Below are 18,606 nucleotides of genomic sequence, written 5' to 3'. Positions count from 1 at the left end.
ATCTCCGGCGACCGCCCGGCAACGATGACCGACGGTACAGTTGCCTCGGGCCCGGGCTCGGCGGCTTGTGTGGTCGTTCGGTCCGCCTGGCCCGGTGATGTTTCGGAGAAAGGCGGCAGCATGGGTTCCAGATACGGGCTGGACGAGACGATCGATATGAGTACACCCAATATCGCCCGGATGTACGACTATGTGCTCGGTGGTGGCGCCAACTTCGAGATCGATCGCGAGGCCGCCGACGCGATCCCGGAAGGCATGCCGGGCAGCCGATTCTGGGCGCGAGCCAACCGCGGCTTCGTCGGCCGGGCGGTGCGGGCGCTGTGCGATATGGGGATCGATCAGTTCCTCGATCTCGGTTCCGGGGCGCCGACCGTCGGTAATCCGCACGAGATCGCGTTGCGGCACAACCCGCATGCCCGGATCGCGTACGTGGAACGGGAGCGGGTCGCGGTCGAATACGCCCAGAAGGTGCTCGACGGCCATCCACAGGTGTCCATGACCTGGGCCGACTTCCGCAATGTCGACAGCGTGCTGAGTGCGCCGAATGTGACCGATCTGATCGACTTCGACCGCCCCGTCGCGATTCTCGCGATGGCCGTGCTGGACCTGCTCGAGGATGTGGACCCCGCCGCCCTCGTCGCCGCCTACCGGGACGCGTGCCCGCCGGGCAGTGCGCTGGGCATGTCGCACGCGGTCGCCTTCACCCTCAGCCTCGAACAGCAGGAGCAGGTGTTGTCGGTGATGCGGCGAACCAATACCCCGGGGGCGGCCTTCAAGACGGTCGACGATGTCGCGACGCTGCTGCGCGGGTACACGATCCTGCAGCCGGGCATCGTGCCGCTGGATATCTGGCGGCCCGAGAACCAGGTCGACGATCAGATGGCGCTGCGCGCGAATTACGTCGGCGCCGTGGGCCTCAAGGAGTCCTGAGCGGTTCAGGCCTTCAGGCCGTGCCGGGTGACGTAGACGTACTGGAAGGTGATCAGGCCGGCGAGGACGACCAGCCACTGCAGGGTGCTCACCAACGGCACCGAATCGACCGGCAGGCTGTAGGCCAGCGCGACACGGACCAGCGCATCCAGCGCGAGCGTCAGACCCCAGACCGCGGTCAGCACGCGTAGCTGATTCCGGAAGCGAGAGTCGTTGTCCCAGCGGGCATCCCACTCGCGATGACCCACCTCGCCGATCTTCACGGTCACGACCGTGCGGGCCATGGTGCGCACGAAGGGTTGCTGGGTGAACAGGGTGCCCAGCACCCACAGGCCGAGGGCGCCGCCCAGCCAGTTGTCGCGCACCAGCAGTGTGCGGGGATCGCCGGTCGCCAGCGACATCACCGTCCCCAGCGTGAGGATGCCGAGCGTGAACAGCGCCAGGATGTCGATGCGGCGCTGGCGGATCGCGCGGTAGGCGAGGAACGGGACGGTGAGCACGGCCGGGGCGACGAGTGCCACCCACGGATTCACTCCGGCCGCGCGCATGCCGTAGTAGCTGCCGAGCGGGAGCGCGAATTCCAAGACGACCTGGCCGATGATGTGGCGGCGCAGTGCGGCGTTCTTCTCCTGAGTGGTGCGCTGGGGTGCGATTGTCTGCTGGTCGTTCATGATTCGGCTCCGGTCTTGCGGGTGGCTCGGTCGAACAGATCGGCCAGCTCGCGGGCGCAGGACGTGGTGTCGAAATCGGGATCGATGCGGGCGCGGGCGATGGCCGCCTCTCGTGCGCCCCGGATGGCCATCACCATGATCGCCGGATCGAAGTCGCGAAATGCCCCGGCCCGCTGCGCCTCTCGGATCCATCGCTCCTCGTCGCGGGCGATGTCGAGGTGCCGTTCGATCAGGCCGAACAACCGGGGATCGTCGAGGCGGGCATGGGCGATGATGCTGGCCAGCGCGTGTTGATGCCGTGGATACTCGTCGAGCAGCGCCAGGTTGGCGGCGAACCAGGCGCGCAGCACGGCCGAGTAATCGGCCTCGGAATCGAGTTTGCCGACGACGAATTCGGTTGATACGCGCACGATTTCGGCGACCACCTCGCGGAGCAGATCGTCCTTGCCCCGGAAGTGGTAAGAGATCATGCCGGTGCTGCTCAGCCCGGCCTGCTTGGCGATCCGCGCGAACGAGGCGTTCGAGTACCCGTGCTCGGCGACCACATCGATCGCGGCGTTCACGATCTGTGCCCGGCGGGCGGTCTCGGTGACGGTGCGTTCTTGCTTATCCAAGCTAGGTTTTGCTTGCATGAGCAAAACGGTAACGGTGTTTGCTTACCTGAGCAAGACTCGAATCGCTCGGTATGCTCGAAACACACACGCGCGCAGTGGGGGAGGTGACCGTGCCGGGACATCCGTGGTTCGGTGAACACCAGTTGCCGGCGGCCGCGCCGCCGGACACGATCCGGGAGATGCTGCGCAGCGAGGTCCGGGATATCGGTTATCCGTATCAGCCGCTGCTGCCCGCCGCCCCGATCACGCTGCCCCGGGCCTCCTATGCCGAATTGTTCCGTGCCAGTGCGGCTTTGCTGGATCTGGTGCGCCGCGCCGCACTGGAGACCGCGGCCACCACCTCCGGCAGGCTCGCGGCATACGGTATGCCGGACAGCGAGAATCAGTTGTTCGTGGCCGATCGGTTCATCGAGGAGCGATACGCGGACTGCGTGGCCCGCCCCGATGTCGTGATCGGGCCGGACGGGCCGAAGTTCTTGGAGTTCAACGTCAGTGGGGCGCTCGGCGGCCCGGTGGAGGCGCACTGCCGCCTGGAGGTGTGGCGCAGGCTCTACGCGTCGGACTCCGGCCGCCTGCCCTTCGATTACCGCAGCCCGCTGGCCGCACGCGTCGAGATGTTCCGGAGCCTGTGCGCGGAACTGGCCGTCGCGCCCCGGGTGGCGCTGCTGGGCAGCGCGCGCGATCAGGGCGGTGCGACCCGCTTCTTCGACATCGAGATCGACTACTTCAACAACCACGGGATGACCGCGCGCTTCTTCGAACCCGAGGATCTGCACGAGGCCTGGGATTGCCCGCCGAATCTGCGCTACCCGTTGGGATTACGCAACTTCACCATCCCCGACTGGCTCGAACTGGGCATCGACACCGCCCCCGTCCAGGCCGCGCTGGACAACGGCTGCCTCCTCGTCGGCACCCAGACCTCGACCTTCCTGTCCAGCAAGCTGACCATGGGTCTGCTGTCGGAGGGACGACCGTGGATGAGCGCCGCCGAGCGCGCGGTAGTCGAGCGATATCTGCCGTGGACCCGAATCCTGTCCGACCGCCGCACGACCCGCGGCGACAAGGATGTCGATCTCGTCCAGTTCGTCATCGACAACCGAGAACTGTTGGTACTCAAGGAAAGTCTCGGCATGAGCGGCAAGGAGGTGACCCTCGGTCGCGAGGCGACGCAACGCGAATGGGAATCGGCCGTCACCACCGCCGCCCCGAACACCAGCATCGTGCAGGACTACATCGACCCCCACACCTGCCGCCTACCCATCCTCGCCGACACCGATGACGAACCTCGGAATGTCGACATCGCTCCCGTGCTCGGCCCCGTGCTGCTCGGTGGTCGGCCTGCGGGGGTGTTCACGCGGTTCTTCGGTGATGGGAGAGCGGGGATCGTGAGTGTGCTGGGGCGGGGGAGTTCGGATAACTGCGCGGTCGCGGTGTGAGGGGCGTTTCTGCTGCACCAAAGATATCCCGTGCTACGTCGAATAGGGTTGTGGCCATGCTGCTTTGGATCAACGGGCCCTTCGGCGGCGGCAAAACCCAAGCCGCTGACCGGGAAACGGTTCTGAATCGTCTCCGTGATCGTGGGCTCGATATCGCACCTGTCCTGCGCACCATTGGCCAAGCCGATCTGCTGCTCCGTCGAGAACGGTTCGCTGTGGATAAGCTGGACCGCTGCCTCGAGCAGCTGAGCAAACCAGAGTTCGCTGAACACATTTGGACGGATACGACCGCGATAGTGGCGATCGCCGACCGTATCGCCGATACAGTCGGTTTGACGCTGGCCCCTAATACCGACGGTCGGGTACGCAACAGGCTTCGTCGAATGGCGGTAACGGTTCGTCACGCCGGCATATGACCTGATGTGATCGGCCGTATCGCAGCACATTCAGCCTGGCGAACCGAGCAGCCGCCTATCACGTGTTCGAGTGCGAGGGCGGCGCTTCGAAATGTAGTCCCGAACACGTACCTCGAATTATCCACCGCCACCGTCATATTCGCGGTCCGGATTGCGATCGACGAGATACCCGACCGCACACTGTTCGGCTCGGATGCTCCCTACGGCGATCCCGTCCTCGCCCGCACTACCGTCGAACGACTCACTGTCCCTGGCAAATTGCGCGATCGCATCCTCGGCGGCACTCTCGCCGAACTACTCAACCTCTGAGGCCGCACAGCGAAAGCATCGGTCTGTTCGATGGCCGCCCGAGGTCAACCACACAGCGCCAGTTGGGTGAGCGCCCTCAGTGCGTCGTCGATGGGGTGGGGCTGCGGCTTCTGCGAGGAGTCGAATCGGTTCCATCGCTGCAGGTTCACCGCGACGGACATTTGTCGGGTGCTGTCAGCACTGGTCATGGACATCGCGCCGCCGCCCCAGACGGAGCCGTCATGGCCCCAGTAGGTGCCGCGGCCGGGCACCGTCATCTTCTGCAGGCCGAGACCGTAGTCGAGCGTCTTTCCCTCGAAGGAGATGACCGGAACGGTGCGTTGCATTGTCGCCAGCGACGATCGGCTGATGATTTCCCCGGCCAGCAGCAGACCGAAGAATTGGTTCAGGTCCGCGACGGTCGATATCAGCGAAGCCGCCGGGCCCACCCACGACATGTCGTAGACGCTGTAGTCGCGCGGCGGATCGATCATGCCGAACCACGCCTCGTAGTGCAGTGAGTGCGGTCCGTCGATATGCGAGCCGGCCGGGAGCACGGTCTCCTGCAGCCCGGCGCGCTCGATGACGTTGCGGGTGATGTATTTCTCCGCCGAGGTGCCGGTTACCGATTCCAGAAGTTCGCACAGGAGAAGGTAATTGGTGTTCGAGTACACACCCGGTGTGCCGCCTGGGGTCCCGGCAGCGGGCGCCGAGACCCCCATCTCGATCAGCTCGATCGGGTGAAACCGGGTGAACCGGTTGTCGTCCAGGCTCTTCGGCGTTGTTTTCGCCATGTCAGGGAAGGCCGCGAGGGACGGGTAGGCATGCGGGAGGTATTCGGCGAGGCCGCTGGTGTGGTTGATCAGCATCCGGACCGTGATCGCCGCACCTCGTTCGCCGGGAACCAGTCGTGGCAGGTAGTGGCCGATCGGTGTGTCGAGCTCAATCTGGCCGTTGTCGACCTGCTGCAGCACAGCGGCCGCGGTGAACGTCTTGGTGATACTTCCGACCCGGTGTCGCATGGAGGCCGTGACGGGGCGGCCGGTGGCGATATCGGCGACTCCGGCGGCGCCGCACCAGATCTGGTCGCCAGCACGCACCTCGGCGAATACTCCGGGCATGCCCGCGCGATGGACGGCCGCCACGGCGGTCTGTAGCTTCGCGGGATCGAGGGTGGTGGTCACGAGACGTGTCCTCTCGTCGTCGATGAGTGTCGGTTCGAGTCGCGGTCGGCTCACCGACCGCACCCGAGGCGACACCACTATCGACCGACCGGGCCCGCGGGGTATTGGACGAATCTTCCCCAGGCTCGGTACCGATGCCGGGCGATAGCGGGCCGATAGTGCGCCGTCAGTGCCCCCGGCGTGCGGTCCGCGAAGAGCGACACGTCCCGGCATAGATGAGCCTGATCGGTGTACCCGCAGTCCACCGCGACATCGGCGGCGGGCCGGTCCGCCAGCAGACCGTCGACCGCGTACCGGAACCGGGCCAGCATTGCCGCCCGCTTGGGTGTCAGGCCGATTTGGGACTCGAACCGTGCCCACAGCCGCTTATGGCTCCATCCGAGGGATTCGGCGAGCTCGCCGATCTTCACCCGGCCATGGGAAGCGAGTATGCGATTCCAGGCGGCGAGCACCTCCGGGTCCGGAGTCCGCGTCGGCCTGTCGCACTGTGCCAGAAACGATTTCATCAATGCGAAACGTTCGTCCCAGGTGCTGGTGGATGCGAGTTGTTCGCGCAGTCGCCGAGCCCGCCGGCCCCACAGATCCTCCAGGGCGACAACGCCCCGGCCCAAATCAGTTGGGGGAACACCCAACAGCGAATACGCCTGTATCGGCGACAGGCGAACCTCGATGCACTCGACCCGCTTGCTGCGAACGCGCATGGCCTCGATGGCGAGCCCGGCAACGAAGCCGTCGAGTGTTCGCTGCCCGATGGCATCGTCGACGATCACCTCGCGATCCCCGAACTCTATTAGCACGGTGACCGCCGTTGTCCCGGCCACCCGGAGATCCAACCCGGCGCCACCCGCATCGCGGTAACCGATGATCGCGGCACCCAGAGGCTCCGCGTCGGCTGGACCTGCGAAGTCCCACTTCACATCAGGCTCGCGACCCAAGTCCACAGCTCCCACCACGTCCAGGCTACGGAAAGGCGGGCGCCGCCACCGTGCACGCACCAGCGACAGCGGTGCGTTCCTGATCGTCAACTGGCGTCGAATGCCTGTGCGCGCAAGGCCCTTTCGACGCCGTCTTTGCCTTCCAGGACCAGGCGGCGCAGGGCCGGTGGGTAGTCCTGGGAGAGGAACTCGTCGGCGGCGGTGACCGCGGCAGCGGTGATCACCAGATGCGGGTAGAGGGCGGTGGCCAGCGTTCGGGCGACCTCGGTGCTGTGCCGTTCCCAGGCCGCTGGGAGTTCGGCGAAGTAGCGGTCCAGATAGCTGGTGACCAGGTCGTCCTGGCCGGATGGGGCGAAGTTGTAGGCGATCGCGCGGACCGTGGAGTTGGCCAGTGAATCGTCGAAGAACACGGTGTCCCATGCGTTCTTCTTCGCCGCGGCCTGGGGGCGGGCGGTGGCGCCCGCGATCGCGTGGCGGCGTCCGGTATCAGTCGCGTCACGCGCCGATTCGGCGTCGATGACCGGGGATTCGATGCCGTCGGCATCAATGCGGCCGGCCGCGGCGAGTGCCTTGACGATCCGCCAGCGCAGCTCGGTATCCACGACGAGCCCGGGCAGACCGTATTCGGCTGGATCACCGTCGAGCAGGGCGGCCAGCAGATCGAGATGCCGCCGCGGCAGACGGGCGCCGATCGGTGCGTCGAACGGTCCGATCGCGCCGGTGAGCGCATTGACGAAAGCCAACTGATGGTCCGACCCGGGTACGGCCCCGCGGGCCAGCTCCAGCACTCCCTCGGCGAACGCGTTCCACCCGGCCGCGGATGCCCACTGGGGTTCGGCATACCGGGCCAGCGCCGTATGCGCCTGCTGCAGAACTCGCTGCACCACAGCGATTTCGGTTTCCGCGCCGATTCCGCGCAGGACGAGGTTCACGTAGTCGCGGGCACGCAGCTCGGCCTGCCGGGTCATCTCCCAGGCCGCCGACCAGCACAGGCTGCGCGGCAGGGACTCGTCGATATCGGCGATCCGACTGATGGCGACGCGCAACGACTCCGGATCCAGCCGTAATGAGCAGTAGGTCAGGTCGTCATCGTTGATCAGCACGAGCTCACCACGTTCCACACCGGCCAACTCCGGTACCTCGGTGCGTTCGGCCGGGTCGACGTCGATCTCGATCCGCTTGGTGCGTACCAGCTTTCCGTCGCGATCGGCATACACGCCGATGGCCAGGCGATGCGGGCGATATTCACCGGCACCTGGTGCGGCGCCCTCCTGGATCACCGTGAAGGAGGTGAACTTACCGTCGGCGACGGTGAATTCGGGACGCAGAGTGTTGATACCGGTGGTCTTCAGCCACTGCGCACTCCAGCGGGACAGATCACGACCGGACGACTTCTCGACCGCATGCACCAGATCCTCGAATGTCGCATTGCCGTAAGCATGTTCGGCGAAGTAGCCGCGCAGGCCGACCAGGAACGACTCCAGCCCCACATAGGCGACCAGCTGCTTGAGTACCGAAGCGCCCTTCTCATAGGTGATTCCGTCGAAATTCACCAGCACGGCATCCACGTCCGGGATGTCGGCGACGATCGGGTGCGTGGATGGCAGCTGGTCCTGCTGGTATGCCTTGGCCTTCTCGGTGCTGGCGAAAGTGGTCCAGCCGCTGGTGTATTCGGTAGCTCGGGTCTGGGCGAGAATCGATGCGAAGGTGGCGAACGATTCGTTCAACCACATGTCGTCCCACCAGCGCATGGTGACCAGATTGCCGAACCACATATGCGCCATCTCGTGCAACACCACATTGCAGCGGCGTTCGTAGGCCGCGCGCGTCACCTTGGAGCGGAAGACAGCGGTCTCCGGGTGGGTGACCGCGCCCGGATGTTCCATGGCGCCCCAGTTGTATTCGGGGCAGAAGATCTGATCGTACTTGCCGAACGGGTACGGCACACCGAAATTGGCGTGATAGAAACCGAAGCCTTGCTTCGTCTCGGCGAAAAACCGTTCGACGTCGACGAATTCGGCCAGGGAGGCGCGGGACAGGATGCCCAGCGGGATGACGCCGTGCTCGTCGATATAGCTGTCGCTCCACCGCACGTAGTGCCCGGCGCACAGTGCCACCAGGTAGGTGGAGATACGCTCGGTGGTCGCGAAGGTGTGCGTGGCAACGGCGCCGTCGTACTCGATATCGACGGTGGCGCCATTGGAGACGACCTCCCAGTCGGCGGGCGCGGCGACCACGATATCGAAGGCGGCCTTCAGATCCGGCTGGTCGAAACAGGCGAACATCCGCTTGGCATCGACGGGCGCGAACTGGCTGTACAGATAAGTCTTGCCGTCGGCCGGATCGACGAAACGGTGCAGGCCCTCGCCGGTATGGGAATAGCGGCAGTCCGCGTCCACCACCAGTTCGTTGTGTTCGGCCAAGCCGCGCAAGGCGATACCGTTCGCCTCGTCGTAGCCGACGACCTCGACCGGGACCGCGTTGAGAACGACGGAACGGATCCCCTCCGCGACGATGTCGATGAAGGTGTCCGCCCCGGGCCTGGCGGTGAACGTGATCGTCGACCGGGACCGGAAGATGCCGCCGCCCGGTTCGACAAGCTGATCGCTCAGGTCGAGCTCGATCCGATAGTTCTCGACCTCGACTGTCGCGGCACGGGTGATCGCCTGCTCACGGGTGAGATTCGGTGCGGCCAAAACAGACTCCTCGAATATCGCAGGACAACGCCTCGCCCCCTGGTCTGTGCGCGGCGCCATTCACATCGTGCGCCTGTGCCCTTTCGGCGGTGGAGGCCGAGATTGTCTCCGCCGGTGAGCACAATGCGATGTCCAGCATGCCACGCACGGGCATCGTGTCGGCGGGGATCTGCAGGCTGATCGAAACCGCAGTCTCCCAAGCTCATTCGGCTGAACCCCGGCTGGTTGGAGTTTTCGATCGGCTCGTCGGCGTGGCACTGGCGGCGGCGAATAGTGCTGTCACCTCGCGACCCCAATCGGGGTACATCTCGACCTTCCGGGCTTGGATTGCGTAGATATTTTGCAGCAGTGCGGGATCCGGCTCGTCGGACAACCGCACCGAGGGACAACTTGGCCAATCGCGGCAGGATCGCTGCCGAGCATTTCGGCGCCTTGCTCACCGGCCCCTTGGAAAACCGTTCCCGTCTGGGGACAAGGAAGATCTCGCGAGCTGAGCTCCGCCAAGTCACCGACAACGCGGTCACAACCTTTCTGCGAGCCTTCGGCAACGACCTGTAAGGCAGCACGGCCACCTCGCCCAACCCCGCAATGCTCAATGTTGTTGTGGCCGATCTCGATACCGGTGGTCTTGCGGTAGGCCCATGAGAACCGGGCACGGCGAGCGGCCGGCGCTCCATCGAGATGATGAGCGGTATTCGGTGGGGAAATCGAACTATTGGGGGTAATGCAGGCCGCGGTGGTGATCGTCGCCGAGGGACGAGAGGCGGTGCGCGTCGCGGGTGCCGGGTTTGGTGGTGAAGACGATCATCTTGAGGTCGCCGTTGGGTACTGCGAGCGCGTTGGCGTCGAGCTTGATGGAGCCGACGGCGGGATGGTGGGTGATGCCGCAGGTGCCGCCGAGTTTAGTGGCCGCCGCGGTGGACCACAGGTCGTCGAATTGTCCGTGCGCGGCGCGTAATTCGGCGGCCAGTTTCGCGAGATTGTCATCGTATGGGTAGCGATCCGCCGCGTCGCGCAGATCAGCGACCAGGGAGGTCTTGAAGAGATTTTCCTGGGCGTCGGCTTCCCAGACGAAGTTCGCCGGTTCCATGAAGAATCGCCAGGCCATATTGCTGGCGTGGCTGCCGTACGGTGCGGGCTCGCCGAACAGGCGAACGCCGGGTGTGTTGTACGCCAACAGTGTCCAGCCGGCGTCGTAGATCGCGGCGGGCATGTCGAACCGTTCGAGTAGTTGCCGTGTCGCCGCGTCCACGGTGTGGGGTAGTTCTCCGGGCTGCACGATGGTGTGCCCGGTCAGGGCGCACAGCTGCTCGTACTCGGCTTGCGACAGGCGCAGCACGCGGGCCAATGCGTTGATCACCGATGCGGATGGTCGGCTGCGGCCCTGTTCGAGGCGTTTGATGTAGTCCGCCGAGACCCTGCTCAATTCCGCGAGTTCCTCGCGGCGCAGGCCGGGCGTGCGGCGTTGCCCTGTCGAGGAGCCCAGACCCAGATCGGTGGGCGAGACGCGATTGCGGTACTCGCGCAGGAGCGAGCCGAAGTTCTGCAAGGTCCCCATAACTGTTTCCGTGTCTGTCCCGTGTCGCGTATTTGCGGCAAATCCACTGTACCCCGTGGCATTTCGTGGTTCGCGATGGAAATCCGGACCGGTGGTCGTGGGTGGGACAAGTCGGCCCTGGCTGTGGATCGGCGGTCGCGGGACTCTGATTCCAGACGCCCGGCGCACCAGGCACTTCGAGGAAGGACCCGACCATGACATTGATCGGAAAGACCGCTCTGATCACCGGCTCGACCACCGGCATCGGTAAGGAGACAGCCCAGCTGTTCGCCTACGCCGGTGCGGAGGTGATCGTGTCCGGCCGTGACACCGACAGGGGGACCGCGGTCGTCGAGGACATCATGCGAACCGGGGGCCGGGCGCGATTCGTCGCGGTCGAGCTGACCGATCTCGGCTCGCTGCGCGCGCTCGCCGATGCGGCCGGTGCGGTCGATGTGCTGGTCAACAATGCCGGTGTTCAACCGCTCGCACCGACCGTTGCCCAAGATGCCGACGGGTTCGACAATGCCGTCGCGGTCAATCTGCGGGCGCCCTACTTTCTCACCGCGGCGATCGCTCCGAAGATGATCGCCCGCGAGTCCGGCAGCATCGTCAACATCAGTTCGATGACCGCGACGGTCGCCATGCCCGGATTCTCGGTCTACAGCGCGACGAAAGCGGCACTGGAGTCGCTGACTCGGACCTGGGCCGCCGAGTTCGGCCCGGCAGGAGTTCGGGTCAACGCCGTCTCTCCGGGCTCGACTCGAACCGAGACGGTGCTCACGGCGGTGGCCGAGGTCCTGGGCGAGGGCGGCGAGAAGCAACTGGCCGGGCTGAGCCTGCTCGGCCGAATGGCCGAGCCGCGAGAGATCGCCGAGGTGATCCTCTTCCTGGCCGGCGAGTCCTCGAGCTACCTCACCGGCGCCGTGATCGCGGCCGACGCAGGACGTACTGCGGCCTAGCAGATCCAGGCGATGAGCCGCTACGCCACCGAACCGGCGACCGACTTCGCTCAGTGCCACACCTGTTGCGGCCATTTCAGCCCGAACTGCCTGCCCGGCAGTAGGGTTAGACGCATTCGAGGAGATATCGCATGTCTGCCAACACAATTCATACTGTGACTGTCGCCGGGTCCGGCCCGGTCGAGTTGACCGTCATCGAATACGGTTCCGGGCAGCCGTTTCTGCTGCTGCACGGCGGGGCCGGACCGCAGTCGGTGAACGCCTTCGCCGAACTGTTCGCCACCACCCACGATGTGCGGGTGCTGGCGCCGATCCACCCAGGCTTCGGCGGCACCCTACGCCCCGAAACGCTCACCGGCATAGGCGATCTCGCCGCGCTCTACGATGCGCTGATCGAACAGCTCGACCTGGCCGATGTCACTGTGATCGGCAACTCGGTCGGCGGCTGGATCGCCGCCGAGATCGCGCTGCTGAAGAATCCGCGGGTCAGCGGCGTCGTGCTCATCGACGCCGTCGGCATCGACGTGCCCGGACATCCCGTCGCTGACTTCTTCTCCCTGACCATGGATCAGGTCTTCACCCTCAGCTTCCACAACCCGGACCCGTTCCGCATCGATCCGGCTGCGCTGCCCCAGGCCGCACAGGCCATCGCCGCGGATAACCGGGCCGCGCTGGCCGTCTACGCGGGCACCTCGATGACCGATCCCGCCCTCACGGAACGCCTTGCGGGCCTGGAGATCCCGACCCTGGTGTTATGGGGTGACAGCGACCGCATCGCCGATGTCGACTACGGCCGCGCCTACGCTGCGGCCATTCCGCTGGCCCGGTTCCAGCTGCTGTCCGACACCGGCCACTGCCCCCAGTTGGAGACCCCCGATCAGGTCCTGCGCGCCATCTGGGATTGCGCCGCGTTCGCGCGCTGACCAACGCACGACACCTGCGAGCACCGGAGGACGGCGCCGCCCAGAACCAGCTGTGCGCCGTGCACGGCGAAGGCAGTCCGGAACTATTCCGTCACAACACTATTCATTCAGAAGGATGATCTGCTATGAGTTCACAGGATTCCAATGCGGACCGGATGCGGTCCTTTGTCGAGCAGGTGCAGCAGCAAGGACGTCTGGAGCTGATCGATGACTTCGTCCACCCCGACTTCCGCAACCGCACCGCCGAACCCGGCCAGCGCGACGACCGCCTCGGAGTGCGGGAAACAATGCATGCGATGCACGAGGCATTTTCCGATTTGCGAGTGGAGGTCGTACATTGCCTCGCGGACGGAGATCTTGTCGCCACCCACAAAATGTTCCGCGGCCGGCACACCGGTCCGTGGTTCGGCGTCCCACCCTCGGGCAATCCGATCGAGTTCCGGGTCATCGACCTGGTCCGCCTCCAGAACGGCCAACTGATCGAGCACTGGGCCGTCGCCGACGCACTATCCCTGCTGCGCCAGACCGGTGCGCTCACCTAGAAGGATCTCGGATGCTCGTGTAAGCAAGAACCTTGGGTACGGTCGCGAAGTGATCAATCCGGGGTGGCCGGAGCCGGGCTCTGCGCGGCTGTGGGGAATTCGAGCGCGATGCCTGTTCGATGGGAATGCCTTCGTCTCGAGGTCGTCACTGGTGTTGGTGCGCCAGGGCCGGATCGTCGATGTCGACCTCAGTGGTGCACGCCCTTCCGCCGAGTTGCCGGTCATCGATCTCGGCGCGGTGACCCTGCTTCCCGGCCTGGTCGATGCACACACGCATTTGGCGTTCGATCCATCAGGCAATCCAGTCGAGCAATTACAGGGCGACAGCGATGAGGTCGTGCTGGGCCGGATGCGTCGTCATGCGCGGCAGGCGCTACGGGGTGGGGTGACCACGGTGCGTGACCTCGGCGATCGGGGCTATCTCAGTCTGATAGTCCGATCGGAGTGCGCATCGCAGCTCCAGGCGGGGCCGGAGATCCTCGCGTCGGGGCCGCCGATTACCACCCATAGGGGGCATTGCTGGTTCCTGGGTGGTGAGGCCGCCGGTGTCGCCGGGGTGCGGGCCGCGGTCGCGGAACGGCTTGCGCGAGGGGTTGATGTGGTCAAGGTGATGGCCACGGGCGGAGGGGTCACTCCAGGGAGCTCGCCGCACCTGTCGCAGTACTCCGTCGATGAACTACGAGTAGTCGTGACCGCCGCGCACGAGGCGGGTACGTGGGTCACCGCACATGCCCACGGCGGTGAGGGAATCGCTGCGGCGGTCGCGGTAGGTGTCGATGGGATCGAGCACGGCACATTTCTCACTGCCGCAGGGGCCGAACCGGATTGGGCCACGGTGTCGGCGATGGCAGAGGCGGGAGTGTTCGTGGGCGTCACCGCGGCCAGGATGCCCGACGGGGCTCCGCCGTCACCTCAGGTGCTCGAGGCGCGGGGATGTCTTCCCCGCATGTATCGAGAGGGCGTGCGCCTGGTGTGCTCCTCCGACGCCGGCGTCGTTGCCTCGAAGCCTCATGATTGCCTGCCACACGGGGTGGCCGAGTTCGCTGCGTTTGCTGAGCTTTCCTGCGCGCCAGCCCTGGCCGCGGTCACCAGTGTGGCCGCGCAGTCCTGCGGAGTCGGCGACCGCAAAGGCCGGATCGCCGCTGGATACGACGCCGACTTGGTAGCCGTCGGAGGCGACCTCTGCCATGACCTGACGGCATTGAGTGACGTACGCGCTGTATACCGTTCCGGTAAGCGCGTTTTCGGCTGATTCGCCCAGTCCTATTGCCGGCTCTTCGATTACTCGGTCATGATCATCGCTGTGGCGCAGTCATCGTCGACCACGACCACCGCTATCATCCGGGTCAGCGGGTAACCCGCTGGCATAACCAGTCTCGGTGGGCAGCCACCGGCGGCCGGTGTGGACCAACCCGAAACACGGCCGCCCACCCGGATCGAGATCGACGACCAGAGTCGACCGCGTCGCCGGGACCCCGCGCCAAACGCATGGCGGGCTCGTCCGCCGCCGCAGCTGTCCCGATACCTTCATCCTTCACATGATGGATAGCACTGCCGTTCCGGCCGATACGATCCGCGGGCTTCGCAAGCTCATCGCATGCAATGGAGTGTCGATGCGAGTGCACCTTGTTCTGGGCGCGACGGGAAGCGGGAAGACTGCCTTGGCAACCGAGGCCGCACGCCGTAGCGATGTGCCGGTTGTCGTGCTCGATCGTCTGCAGTGCTTCACTGATATCCCGACGGCCAGCGCCCGTCCGGCCGAGGATCAGATTGCCGGGACCTCTCGTATCTATCTGGACGAGCGGACAATCCCCGACGGCGACTACCCCGCCGAAGACGCCTATGCCGCGTTGGTGCGCGTTCTGAACGGACTGGCCGTGCACCACGATTTCGTGTTCGCCGAAGGGGGTTCGATCTCGCTGCTGTCGTTGCTGCGCCGAGACCGCCGTGGTCTCGGATTCCCGTTGGACGTCACCATGCTGTCCCCGCCGGCGGCCTCGCTGGACACCGTTGCCCGGCGCGTGGCCGCCGCTCTGAACGGCAGGGCAGACCGCACCTCTATCCTCGACGAGATGCGCTGCGCCTGGCGGCATACGGAACAGCATGACTTCATCGGGTCGATCAGCGGATTCGACGCTCTGCTCGAGTGGTGTGCCGGTGCGGACATCGACCCAGCCAGCTTGTACCAGTCCAGCCTTACTCCGAGCGCCCGACGCGCGCTGACGCGTGTGCTCGTCCGCCGCGTCCACGCCCATACGGCACGACAACTGCGCGCGCTGAACACCATTGGCCCCGCTCTCGAGTCGACATCGGGTCGCACATCCCGTGACACTTGTTGTGAGGTCATCGATGAGATCGTCGCCGGGAGGGCCCATGCGTGACCTGTCGTCGTTGCCCAAAGCCAACCTGCATCTGCACCTGACAGGCGCGATGCGCCGAGAGACCATGCGCGAACTCGCCGCCCAGCGCGGCCTCGAGCCCCCCGACCTCTCGGATGCCCGCAGCCCCACAGGTTTTCAGCGCGCCTACGATGGCGCCCGCGCGGTCATCCAGACCGCGACCGATATCCGGCGCATCGTGGGGGAGGCTGCCGTCGACGATGCCCGCGACGGCGCGAGGTGGATCGAGATCCAAGTCGACCCGACGTCGTATGTCGACCGGTTCGGATCCCTGCGGGGGGCCACCGAGATCGTGCTGGACGCCGCCGCGGCCGCCACGACTGCCACCGGCGTCGGAATCGGCATCATCATCGCCGCGAGTTGGACGTACGCCCCCGAGCATGTCATCGCGCTGGCCGAGCTCGCCGCCGACTACGCCGACGATGGTGTGGTCGGCTTCGGAGTGTCCAACGACGAACGACAAGGCCACGTGCCGGACTTCGCGCCCGCCTGTCGCGTGGCGTCCGCCGCGGGCCTGCGGATCGTGCCGCACAGCGGAGCCGTAGTGCCGGCCGCACACGTGGCCGATTGTGTGAATCTGTTAGGGGCACACCGGATCGGTCACGGTCTCGCCGCCGCGCGCGACCGAAAGGTGTTGACGTTGCTCGCATCACGCGGGGTCGTGGTGGAGCTGTGTCCCTCGTCCTATCCGGGGTTGATCGTCGCCACCGCGGCCGATATCCCGTTGCGTGTGTTTCTCGAGGCCGGAGTTTCCGTCGCCCTCGGATCAGATGATCCGCTCCTTTTCGGAGGCGGCTTGGCCGACCAGTACCGCATCACCCGAACCGAGCTGGGCCTGACCGACCGGGAGCTTGCCGACCTCGCACGAGCGTCCATCGTCGGCTCCTGCGCTCCGATTCAGGTCAAACGCTCGATGCAAGAAGGCGTCGACACGTGGGTGGCCGCACCCGATCCGGGCACCTGAGACCAGGTGGATGTGACCGACCGAGGTACCACAACGACGTGTCCCGGCCGCCTCGATCTGTTACCCCTCGCGAGCGGACAATTTGTCCAAAGGTGGCTCACACGAACCCAGCTGGCGGATCACCCAGCGCACCTACACCCATTCCCAGCGTGATGCTTTGGTGGAGGCCGCGAAGACATTGGGCGCGGTTGTGACAGCTCGTGACATCGAGGCCGGTTGACGCTCCGAAAACGAATTGAGGCCCGACCAGAAAATGCTGGTCAGGGCCTCTTTTGGGAAGTGCGCCATCAGGGACTCGAACCCCGAACCCGCTGATTAAGAGTCAGCTGCTCTGCCAATTGAGCTAATGGCGCCGGTGCTGCCGGGCGGAGGCTTTTGCTCCGTTCCGGTGCGGGGAAAACCATAACAGGAGCGGGTGGGGAATGTGAAATCGGCTGTTCAGGGGTGGTTTGGGGGTGGGGGTGGTGGGTTGGGCGGGGGTGGGGGATCTGGGGGAGTTGGGTGAGTGTGTCGGACGTCTCGGTGGGTGGGGTGGCTGGCAAAATGGGTGGGCGTGGTCTCGACCGATCTCCGTTCGCGGGGGTTGTCGGCGCAGCCGGTGCGGGCTCGGATGCGTACGAGGCAGGGAGTGGGGTTGGACATGAGTGGATGGCGTGGGCGGTATCGGGGCAGGGTGCTGGGGGTGGCGGCCGTGGTCGCGGTGGTGGCGCTGGTCGTGGGCGGATGTGGTCAGTCGCGGGGTGGTGGTGGCGGGGCGGTGCCGGAGGGGAGGCCTATCGGGGAGTTGATCGAGCCCAAGTTGTTCACGCCGGTTGCCGAGGGGGCGGTGGGGGTCTCGCCGGGGTATCCGCTGGAGGTGCGGGTCGAGGACGGGTTGCTGTCCGCGGTGACCCTGCTCAATCCGGATGGTAAGCAGGTGGCGGGGCGGTTCGCGCCGGACGGTCGGTCCTGGCAGCTGACCGAGCCGTTGGGGTTCGGGCGTACCTACCGGTTGCGGGCCGAGGCCGTGGGCTTGGGGGGAATCGCCTCCAGCGCAGTGAGTTTCACGACGTTGGCGCCGCGCAACAAGACGCATCCGTGGTTGCTGCCCGGCGACGATCAGACGGTGGGTATCGGGCAGCCGGTGGCCATCCAGTTCGACGAGAGCATTCCCGATCGCCACGCCGTGCAGGATGCGATCAAGATCACGACGGTGCCGCCGGTGGAAGGCGCTTTCTACTGGGTGAGCAATCGTGAGGTGCGGTGGCGGCCGGAGCATTTCTGGGCGCCGGACACCCGGGTCACCGTCGATGTGGATACCTACGGCCGCGATATCGGTGACGGGCTGGTCGGCGACAGCGATGCGCACGCGGCCTTCACCGTGGGCGATGCGATGGTGTTCACCGCCGACGACGACACCAAGATGGTGACCGTCGAGCGCAACGGCGGGGTGATCCGCACTATGCCGACCTCGATGGGCAAGAACGCCACGCCGACCGACAACGGCGTCTACATCCTCGGCGACCGGTTCGACCACATGATCATGGACTCCTCGACTTATGGTGTGGCCGCGACCGGCCCGGGCGGTTACCGCACCCCGGTCGACTGGGCGACCCGAATGTCCTACAGCGGCATCTTCATGCATTCCGCGCCGTGGTCGGTGGGTCAGCAGGGCTATTCCAACACCAGCCACGGCTGCCTGAATCTCAGTCCCGCCGATGCCAAATGGGTCTACGAGACCGCCAAGCGCGGCGATATCGCGATCGTGCAGAACACCGTCGGCGGCACGCTGTCGGGCCTGGATGGGCTGGGCGACTGGAACATTCCGTGGGCGCAATGGAAGGCGGGTAACGCCGACCGCTGATTCAGCCGGCGAGCGCGTCGCAGCCCAGGTGGGCATTGCCCAGTACGGTCATCGCGCTGCCGATGGCCGCACAGCTGAGGCTGCCGCCCGAACCCGTCACGGCCGACCCGCTCGTGGAACCGGTACTGGCCGAACCGGATTCGAGGCCGGGCAGTCCCGGGCCGGCGGCCAGCATCGAATCGGCCGGGCCCGCGGCGAGGATGACGGCACTTGCCAGCAATATCGTGGCGGCACAACGGTTCACGGATATCCGATCTCTGGCGGGC

General features: G+C 65.8%; 18 protein-coding genes and 1 tRNA gene. 11 read left to right on the top strand and 8 right to left on the bottom strand.

What is annotated here, in order from left to right; translation table 11 throughout:
- The first annotated feature begins 120 nt into the window (after window positions 1-120).
- A complete protein-coding gene (locus ACIA76_RS17320) occupies window positions 121-930 on the top strand; it encodes an SAM-dependent methyltransferase (protein WP_397152801.1) in 810 nt (269 codons plus the stop codon).
- Between the two features lie 5 nt (window positions 931-935).
- Here ACIA76_RS17320 and ACIA76_RS17315 read toward each other — a convergent pair whose 3' ends face one another.
- Both ACIA76_RS17315 and ACIA76_RS17310 read right to left on the bottom strand, forming a co-directional pair.
- A complete protein-coding gene (locus tag ACIA76_RS17315; RefSeq protein WP_397152800.1) occupies window positions 936-1,601 on the bottom strand; it encodes a VC0807 family protein in 666 nt (221 codons plus the stop codon).
- Window positions 1,598-2,233, bottom strand: coding sequence for a TetR/AcrR family transcriptional regulator (locus tag ACIA76_RS17310; protein WP_397152799.1), 636 nt, complete (start codon window positions 2,231-2,233; stop codon window positions 1,598-1,600). The genes ACIA76_RS17315 and ACIA76_RS17310 overlap by 4 nt, the downstream gene beginning before the upstream one ends.
- 53 nt (window positions 2,234-2,286) lie before the next feature.
- Here ACIA76_RS17310 and ACIA76_RS17305 point away from each other — a divergent pair, with 53 nt between their 5' ends.
- On the top strand, window positions 2,287-3,651 hold the full coding sequence (locus tag ACIA76_RS17305) for a hypothetical protein (RefSeq protein ID WP_397152798.1): 1,365 nt from the start codon (window positions 2,287-2,289) through the stop codon (window positions 3,649-3,651).
- A 56-nt stretch (window positions 3,652-3,707) separates the two neighbouring features.
- Entirely contained in the window at window positions 3,708-4,067 is a 360-nt protein-coding gene (locus ACIA76_RS17300) for a hypothetical protein (RefSeq protein ID WP_397152797.1), read from the top strand.
- A gap of 353 nt (window positions 4,068-4,420) precedes the next feature.
- Here the strand turns inward: ACIA76_RS17300 and ACIA76_RS17295 are convergent, their stop codons facing one another.
- The 3 genes from ACIA76_RS17295 to pepN all read right to left on the bottom strand — a co-directional run bounded on the left by ACIA76_RS17295 (window position 4,421) and on the right by pepN (window position 9,170).
- Window positions 4,421-5,539, bottom strand: coding sequence for a serine hydrolase domain-containing protein (locus ACIA76_RS17295; protein WP_397152796.1), 1,119 nt, complete (start codon window positions 5,537-5,539; stop codon window positions 4,421-4,423).
- A 77-nt stretch (window positions 5,540-5,616) separates the two neighbouring features.
- Window positions 5,617-6,489, bottom strand: coding sequence for a helix-turn-helix domain-containing protein (locus ACIA76_RS17290; RefSeq protein WP_397152795.1), 873 nt, complete (start codon window positions 6,487-6,489; stop codon window positions 5,617-5,619).
- 71 nt (window positions 6,490-6,560) lie between these two features.
- Window positions 6,561-9,170 (bottom strand): aminopeptidase N, encoded by a 2,610-nt coding sequence (gene pepN, locus ACIA76_RS17285; protein ID WP_397152794.1) that lies wholly within the window; start codon window positions 9,168-9,170, stop codon window positions 6,561-6,563.
- A gap of 273 nt (window positions 9,171-9,443) precedes the next feature.
- Here pepN and ACIA76_RS17280 point away from each other — a divergent pair, with 273 nt between their 5' ends.
- Window positions 9,444-9,728: a TetR/AcrR family transcriptional regulator C-terminal domain-containing protein gene (locus tag ACIA76_RS17280; protein WP_397153063.1), complete on the top strand. Its 285-nt coding sequence runs from the start codon at window positions 9,444-9,446 to the stop codon at window positions 9,726-9,728.
- A gap of 154 nt (window positions 9,729-9,882) precedes the next feature.
- Here the strand turns inward: ACIA76_RS17280 and ACIA76_RS17275 are convergent, their stop codons facing one another.
- Window positions 9,883-10,728, bottom strand: a complete 846-nt coding sequence (locus ACIA76_RS17275) for a helix-turn-helix domain-containing protein (RefSeq protein WP_397152793.1) — start codon at window positions 10,726-10,728, stop codon at window positions 9,883-9,885.
- A gap of 194 nt (window positions 10,729-10,922) precedes the next feature.
- On the opposite strand from ACIA76_RS17275, the gene ACIA76_RS17270 reads away from it, so the two are divergent.
- The 6 genes from ACIA76_RS17270 (at window position 10,923) to add (ending at window position 16,497) form a co-directional block, all read left to right on the top strand.
- The gene (locus tag ACIA76_RS17270; RefSeq protein ID WP_397152792.1) at window positions 10,923-11,669 is read left to right on the top strand and encodes an SDR family NAD(P)-dependent oxidoreductase; all 747 of its coding nucleotides are present in this window, start codon (window positions 10,923-10,925) and stop codon (window positions 11,667-11,669) included.
- Window positions 11,670-11,824: 155 nt separating this feature from the next.
- Window positions 11,825-12,592 carry an alpha/beta fold hydrolase gene (locus ACIA76_RS17265; RefSeq protein WP_397152791.1) on the top strand — a complete coding sequence of 256 codons (768 nt, stop codon included), beginning with the start codon at window positions 11,825-11,827 and terminating at the stop codon, window positions 12,590-12,592.
- A gap of 125 nt (window positions 12,593-12,717) precedes the next feature.
- Entirely contained in the window at window positions 12,718-13,134 is a 417-nt protein-coding gene (locus tag ACIA76_RS17260) for an ester cyclase (protein ID WP_397152790.1), read from the top strand.
- Window positions 13,135-13,285: 151 nt separating this feature from the next.
- A complete protein-coding gene (locus tag ACIA76_RS17255) occupies window positions 13,286-14,386 on the top strand; it encodes an amidohydrolase family protein (protein WP_397152789.1) in 1,101 nt (366 codons plus the stop codon).
- A gap of 361 nt (window positions 14,387-14,747) precedes the next feature.
- Entirely contained in the window at window positions 14,748-15,515 is a 768-nt protein-coding gene (locus ACIA76_RS17250) for an isopentenyl transferase family protein (RefSeq protein ID WP_397152788.1), read from the top strand.
- Complete coding sequence (gene add, locus ACIA76_RS17245; protein WP_397152787.1) at window positions 15,508-16,497, top strand: adenosine deaminase; 990 nt, start codon at window positions 15,508-15,510, stop codon at window positions 16,495-16,497. Before ACIA76_RS17250 ends, add begins: the two co-directional genes overlap by 8 nt.
- A 280-nt stretch (window positions 16,498-16,777) precedes the next feature.
- Here add and ACIA76_RS17240 read toward each other — a convergent pair.
- Window positions 16,778-16,850: transfer RNA gene (locus ACIA76_RS17240), tRNA-Lys, on the bottom strand.
- Between the two features lie 287 nt (window positions 16,851-17,137).
- Between ACIA76_RS17240 and ACIA76_RS17235 the strand changes: the two genes are divergently transcribed.
- Window positions 17,138-18,340: an Ig-like domain-containing protein gene (locus ACIA76_RS17235; protein ID WP_397152786.1), complete on the top strand. Its 1,203-nt coding sequence runs from the start codon at window positions 17,138-17,140 to the stop codon at window positions 18,338-18,340.
- A gap of 1 nt (window position 18,341) precedes the next feature.
- Here ACIA76_RS17235 and ACIA76_RS17230 read toward each other — a convergent pair whose 3' ends face one another.
- Complete coding sequence (locus tag ACIA76_RS17230) at window positions 18,342-18,584, bottom strand: hypothetical protein (protein ID WP_397152785.1); 243 nt, start codon at window positions 18,582-18,584, stop codon at window positions 18,342-18,344.
- Window positions 18,585-18,606 lie beyond the last annotated feature (22 nt).

The sequence above is a fragment of the Nocardia sp. NPDC051570 genome, from assembly GCF_044454005.1.
In the GTDB taxonomy this organism is placed as follows: domain Bacteria; phylum Actinomycetota; class Actinomycetes; order Mycobacteriales; family Mycobacteriaceae; genus Nocardia.
This window is presented reverse-complemented; position numbering and strand designations above follow the sequence as displayed.

Coding starts and splice junctions, on each gene's coding strand:
- ACIA76_RS17250 (WP_397152788.1), top strand. CDS start 14,748: ATGCGAGTGCACCTTGTTCTGGGCGCGACGGGAAGCGGGAAGACTGCC.
- ACIA76_RS17315 (WP_397152800.1), bottom strand. CDS start 1,601: ATGAACGACCAGCAGACAATCGCACCCCAGCGCACCACTCAGGAGAAG.
- ACIA76_RS17310 (WP_397152799.1), bottom strand. CDS start 2,233: ATGCAAGCAAAACCTAGCTTGGATAAGCAAGAACGCACCGTCACCGAG.
- ACIA76_RS17305 (WP_397152798.1), top strand. CDS start 2,287: ATGCTCGAAACACACACGCGCGCAGTGGGGGAGGTGACCGTGCCGGGA.
- ACIA76_RS17275 (WP_397152793.1), bottom strand. CDS start 10,728: ATGGGGACCTTGCAGAACTTCGGCTCGCTCCTGCGCGAGTACCGCAAT.
- ACIA76_RS17300 (WP_397152797.1), top strand. CDS start 3,708: ATGCTGCTTTGGATCAACGGGCCCTTCGGCGGCGGCAAAACCCAAGCC.
- ACIA76_RS17260 (WP_397152790.1), top strand. CDS start 12,718: ATGAGTTCACAGGATTCCAATGCGGACCGGATGCGGTCCTTTGTCGAG.
- ACIA76_RS17270 (WP_397152792.1), top strand. CDS start 10,923: ATGACATTGATCGGAAAGACCGCTCTGATCACCGGCTCGACCACCGGC.
- ACIA76_RS17235 (WP_397152786.1), top strand. CDS start 17,138: ATGAGTGGATGGCGTGGGCGGTATCGGGGCAGGGTGCTGGGGGTGGCG.
- ACIA76_RS17320 (WP_397152801.1), top strand. CDS start 121: ATGGGTTCCAGATACGGGCTGGACGAGACGATCGATATGAGTACACCC.
- add (WP_397152787.1), top strand. CDS start 15,508: ATGCGTGACCTGTCGTCGTTGCCCAAAGCCAACCTGCATCTGCACCTG.